Origin of the sequence: Streptomyces sp. SID13726 (assembly GCF_010548375.1) — a bacterium.
Lineage (GTDB): Bacteria > Actinomycetota > Actinomycetes > Streptomycetales > Streptomycetaceae > Streptomyces.
In genome coordinates this window covers 1-734 of the sequence record NZ_JAAGLY010000098.1, presented here as the reverse complement: position 1 = coordinate 734, position 734 = coordinate 1, and the positions used below count along the sequence as shown (strand labels likewise).

Genomic DNA, 734 nt, shown 5'->3' with positions numbered 1-734 from the left:
TTTTATCGCATTGATACTTCCTGTGAGCCTGGAACAACTGTTGGTGACCGTCCCCACCCACCAGGAGAACTTCTCATGATCCTGTCCATCTCAGGCGTCGTCCTGCTCGGCATCATCGCCTTCCTCTTCTTCAAGAAGGACGGGCTCAAGGCGTCGCACGCCTTCGTCGCGGCGCTGTTCGGCTTCTACATGGCGAGCACCGCCATCGCGCCGAGCATAAAGGCCGGCGGCGAGAGCCTCGCGAGCCTGCTCGGCGGAATCAAGTTCTGACGCCCGTCCCGCCCACACGCACCCAGGAGACAGCAGTGGCCCGGCGCCCGCTCCCCCGCATCCTCGGCAACGGCACCACGTCGCTGGCACGGGGCCGCGACCTTGCTCGCACGGCCGCCGACAGCGCCACGGACGTCCTCCATCCGCTCCTCGTCATCGGGCGCGGCCTGCGCATCCTGGCCGCGGCCGGGCGGCGCAAATGGGCCGACACCCCCAAGGACAAGCGTGGTCCCGCGCTCTTCCTGGGCGCCGCCTGCGTCCTCGTGGTCGCGCTCGTCCCGTACGGCCCGCTGCTCGCCCTGATCACCCTGATGGCGGCGGCGGCCTGGCGGGGACGCGACCGGACCCCGGTGAAGACCGGGCCCAGCGAGGCCGAGACCGAGCGGCTCGGCGCCCTCTACGAGGCGCTCGTGCCGTACTTCTCCATCGCCGAGGACCCCAACCCGCTCTTCGCCCACGGCGGG

At 69.8% G+C, this 734-nt stretch carries 1 protein-coding gene and 1 pseudogene; both read left to right on the top strand.

The window, feature by feature from the left end; translation table 11 throughout:
• The first annotated feature begins 75 nt into the window (after nucleotides 1-75).
• A complete protein-coding gene (locus G3I78_RS46545) occupies nucleotides 76-270 on the top strand; it encodes a hypothetical protein (protein WP_164436628.1) in 195 nt (64 codons plus the stop codon).
• A 35-nt stretch (nucleotides 271-305) separates the two neighbouring features.
• Nucleotides 306-734, top strand: a pseudogene (locus G3I78_RS46540) (hypothetical protein); the annotation flags it as partial.

What these genes read in the sequence shown, in the direction of transcription:
- G3I78_RS46545 (WP_164436628.1), top strand. Translation starts at nt 76, where the DNA reads ATGATCCTGTCCATCTCAGGCGTCGTCCTGCTCGGCATCATCGCCTTC.